The following is a 4,120-nucleotide window of genomic DNA, read 5'->3' on the forward strand; positions in this document are numbered from 1 at the left end:
GACTGGACGGGAACCACGGAGGGGGAGCGGGATGAGTGACGAGGAGCGCCGGGACTCCCTGGCCGACCAGGCTGCCGCCTGGGTCCCCCCGTGGGACCGCCCCCGCCCGCACGCTCCCACCGTCTCCGAGTCGGACGAAGAAGCCGTCGCCGACGAAGAGCCCGTAGCTGACGAAGAGCCCGTCACCGCCGAGTCGACCCCGGCTGTCACCGCCGAGTCGACTCTGCCTGGCACTGCCGAGCTCACCCCGCCCGTCACCGCCGAGTCGAACTTGCCGGTCACCGGCGAGCCGACCCCCGCGGAAGATCTTGATGGCAAGGCGCCCCTGCACGGGCCGGAATCGTCCAAGATCGCGGAGGAGACGGTTGCGGATCGTGCAGCGAGCGCGGGCGTGGCGGTGGGTGAGAGCGTTGCTGAGGGCGTACCCCCTCGGTCGGTTGGGGGGCGGCGGAGGGCGCCGGTCGCGCCGGAGCCGGCGCCGGAGTTGTCCGACGCCGAGCTGCGCGGCGCGCTGGAGGCGATCCTGCTGGTGGTCGACGAGCCGGTCAGCGAGCTGATCCTGGCCCAGGTGCTGGAGCAGCCGGCCGAGCGGGTCGGGCCGATGCTCGACGAGATCGCCGCCGGTTACACCGCGGCCGGGCACGGTTTCGAGCTGCGCCGGGCGGCCGGCGGCTGGCGGCTGTACACGCGGCCGGAATACGCGACCTATGTCGAACGGTTCGTGTTGGACGGGCAGTCCGTACGGCTGACCCAGGCGGCGCTGGAGACCCTCGCCGTGGTCGCCTACAAGCAGCCGGTGACCCGATCGCGCATTTCGGCCATCCGGGGTGTGAACTGCGACGGGGTCATCCGTACGCTGGTTACCCGCGGCCTGGTCGAGGAGTGCGGCACCGAACCGGACAGCGGGGCGTTCCTCTACCGGACCACCACGCTGTTCCTCGAGAAACTCGGGCTGAACACCGTCGACGAGCTGCCGCCACTCGCACCCTTCCTGCCCGACGACGTAGAAGAGCTTGCCGATGCGACCCGATAACCGTTCCCCGAAAACCGACGCCCCCGTCTACGAGGGTGCCGAGCGCCTGCAGAAGGTGCTCGCCGCCGCAGGCGTGGGTTCCCGGCGCGCCTGCGAGGACCTGATCTTCCGCCGCCGCGTCACGGTGGACGGGCGCGTGGCCAAGCTCGGCGACAAGGTCGACCCGGCCACCGCCGTGATCCACGTGGACGGGGAGCGCCTCCAGGTCGACATTCGCCTGGTCTACGTGGCGATGAACAAGCCGCGCGGGGTGGTCACCACCATGGCGGACGACAAGGGCCGCAACGAGCTGGCCGAGTTCATCGGCAACCGGGTGGAGCAGCGGGTCTACCACGTCGGGCGGCTCGACGCGGACAGCGAGGGCCTGCTGCTGCTCACCAACGACGGCACCCTCGCGCACAAGCTCATGCACCCCTCATACGAGGTGCTGAAGACCTATCTCGCCGAGGTGGTCGGGCCGATCCCGCGCAACCTGAGCAAGCGGCTGCTCGCCGGCGTCGAGCTGGAGGACGGGCCGGTCAAGGTCGACTCGTTCAGGGTGGTGGACACGCTGGGCAAAAGCGCCCAGGTGGAGCTGAGCCTGCACGAGGGCCGCAAGCACATCGTCCGGCGGTTGATGGACGAGGTCGGGCACCCGGTCACCCGGCTGGTGCGTACCTCGATCGGGCCCATCCGGCTGGGTGAGCTGCGGACCGGGCGGCTCCGGCGGCTGACCAACGCCGAGGTCGCCGCGCTGTTCAACGCGGTGGGTGACTGACCCCCGAGTTCGGGGTACGGCCTTCGGTAGGCTCCCGGACGGCCCGGACGCCGGCCGCGCTGGTGGCGCGGGTCGCGTCGCACGGCACCGCGCGCGGTGCGCGGCGAGCTGCGGGCATGATTGATGACGATGGACAACCGCTTGCGGCGCCAGCACCGGGCGATCCGCGAGGTACGGGCTGAGGAGGACACGGTGGAGGAAAACGTACGGGCCGGGCGATGTGTGGTCGCTGTGGACGGGCCGTCCGGTTCGGGTAAGTCCACCGTCTCGCGGCGACTCGCCGTTGGCATCGGTGCGCGCTACCTGGACACCGGGGCGATGTACCGGGCGATCACGTGGGCCGTGTTGCGCTCCGGCGTCGACCTCACCGACGCCGCGTCGGTGGCGAAGGTCGCCGGCGAGGTGGACCTGCGCATCGGCACGGACCCCCAGGGGTACGGCGTGACCGCAGACGGCGTGAGCGTGGACGCGGAGATCCGCGGTCCCGAGGTGACCGGGGCGGTTTCCGCCGTCGCCGCGGTGCCGGCGGTCCGCGAGTTGCTGGTTGCCCGGCAGCGCGAGATGATCGCGAACGCCGGCCGGATGGTCGTCGAGGGCCGTGACATCGGATCGGTCGTGGCGCCGGACGCCGATTTGAAGGTCTTCCTGACCGCCTCCGAGGCGGCCCGGGCTGCCCGGCGCAGCGCCGAGGACGCGGCCGACGTGGCCGCGACCGCCGCCGACCTGGCCCGCCGGGACCGGCTCGACTCGACCCGCAAGGTCAACCCGCTGGCGCAGGCGCCGGACGCGGTGGTGCTGGACACCACCGAGCTGGGCATCGACGAGGTCGTGGCCCGCCTGCGCGACCTGCTCACCCAACGGGGCGTGGCATGAGCGAGCGTAGCGAGCGAATCATCAGGTTCAGTGCGGACGTGCCTTATGACGGTCCGGAGCGCAGCGGAGGAGCGGCATGAGCGAGGGTGCTGGATGGGTCGAGCTGCGTGAGCCGGACGTCGCCGGCGAGGAGCCGTCCGGCCCGCAGCCGGTGGTGGCCGTCGTCGGTCGCCCCAATGTGGGCAAGTCCACGCTGGTCAACCGGATCATCGGCCGCCGGCAGGCGGTCGTCGAGGACATCCCCGGGGTGACCCGGGACCGGGTGCCGTACGACGCGCAGTGGAACGGCCGGGCGTTCACCGTGGTGGACACCGGCGGGTGGGAACCGGACGCGAAGGACCGGGCCGCGGCCATCGCGGCGCAGGCGGAAACCGCGGTGGTCACCGCGGACGTGGTGCTGTTCGTGGTCGACGCGATGGTGGGCTCCACCGACGTCGACGAGGCCGCGGTGAAGATGCTGCGGCGCAGCGCCAAGCCGGTGATCCTGGTGGCGAACAAGGCCGACAACACCTCCATCGAGATGGAGGCCACCTCGCTGTGGTCGCTCGGCCTCGGTGAGCCGTTCCCGGTCTCCGCGCTGCACGGGCGGGGCTCCGGTGACCTGCTGGACGCCATCCTCGCCGCCCTGCCCGAGGCGCCGGCGATCGTGGAGAACCGGCCGCGCGGGCCGCGCCGGGTCGCACTGGTCGGCCGCCCGAACGTGGGCAAGTCCAGCCTGCTCAACCGGTTCTCCGGTGAGGAGCGGGCGGTCGTCGACTCGGTCGCCGGCACCACCGTCGACCCGGTGGACAGCCTGGTCGAGATCGGCGGCCAGACCTGGCAGCTGGTGGACACCGCCGGCCTTCGCAAGCGGGTCGGCAAGGCCAGTGGCACCGAGTACTACGCCAGCCTGCGTACCGCCGCCGCCATCGAGGCCGCCGAGGTGGCCGTGGTCCTGCTGGACTCCAGCGAACCGATCAGCGAGCAGGACCAGCGGATCCTGTCGATGGTGACCGAGAGCGGCCGGGCCCTGGTCATCGCGTTCAACAAGTGGGACCTGGTCGACGCCGACCGCCGGTACTACCTGGACAAGGAGATCGACCGGGAACTGCGCCGCATCCCCTGGGCGATCCGGCTGAACCTGTCGGCGATGACCGGCCGGGCCGTCGACAAGCTGGCCCCGGCGCTGAACAAGGCCCTCGCGAGCTGGGAGACCCGGGTGCCGACCGCGCACCTCAACCAGTGGCTGACCGCGCTGGTGCAGGCCACCCCGCACCCGGTGCGCGGTGGGCGCGCGCCGCGGATCCTGTTCGCCACCCAGGCCGGGGTGGCGCCGCCGCGGTTCGTGCTCTTCACCACCGGCCCGCTCGACGCCGGCTACCAGCGCTTCGTCGAGCGCAAGCTCCGTGAGGAGTTCGGGTACGAGGGCAGCCCGATCGAGATCTCGGTCCGCCCGCGCAAGAAGCTCGGGCCGGGCG

4 protein-coding genes are annotated in these 4,120 nt (G+C 71.9%); all 4 read left to right on the forward strand.

Features of this window, described 5'->3' with window-relative positions; translation table 11 throughout:
* Positions 1 to 31 precede the first annotated feature (31 nt).
* On the forward strand, positions 32 to 1,033 hold the full coding sequence (gene scpB / locus EAD98_RS08525; protein WP_199723339.1) for an SMC-Scp complex subunit ScpB: 1,002 nt from the start codon (positions 32 to 34) through the stop codon (positions 1,031 to 1,033).
* Positions 1,020 to 1,790: a pseudouridine synthase gene (locus EAD98_RS08530; protein ID WP_121653510.1), complete on the forward strand. Its 771-nt coding sequence runs from the start codon at positions 1,020 to 1,022 to the stop codon at positions 1,788 to 1,790. The genes scpB and EAD98_RS08530 overlap by 14 nt, the downstream gene beginning before the upstream one ends.
* 192 nt (positions 1,791 to 1,982) lie before the next feature.
* Positions 1,983 to 2,663, forward strand: a complete 681-nt coding sequence (gene cmk, locus EAD98_RS08535) for a (d)CMP kinase (RefSeq protein ID WP_121653513.1) — start codon at positions 1,983 to 1,985, stop codon at positions 2,661 to 2,663.
* A 76-nt stretch (positions 2,664 to 2,739) separates the two neighbouring features.
* Positions 2,740 to 4,120, forward strand: a 1,381-nt coding sequence (gene der, locus EAD98_RS08540) for a ribosome biogenesis GTPase Der (RefSeq protein ID WP_121653511.1), incomplete at its 3' end; no start/stop codon positions are given.

This window comes from Micromonospora sp. CV4 (genome assembly GCF_003667455.1).
GTDB lineage: Bacteria > Actinomycetota > Actinomycetes > Mycobacteriales > Micromonosporaceae > Micromonospora.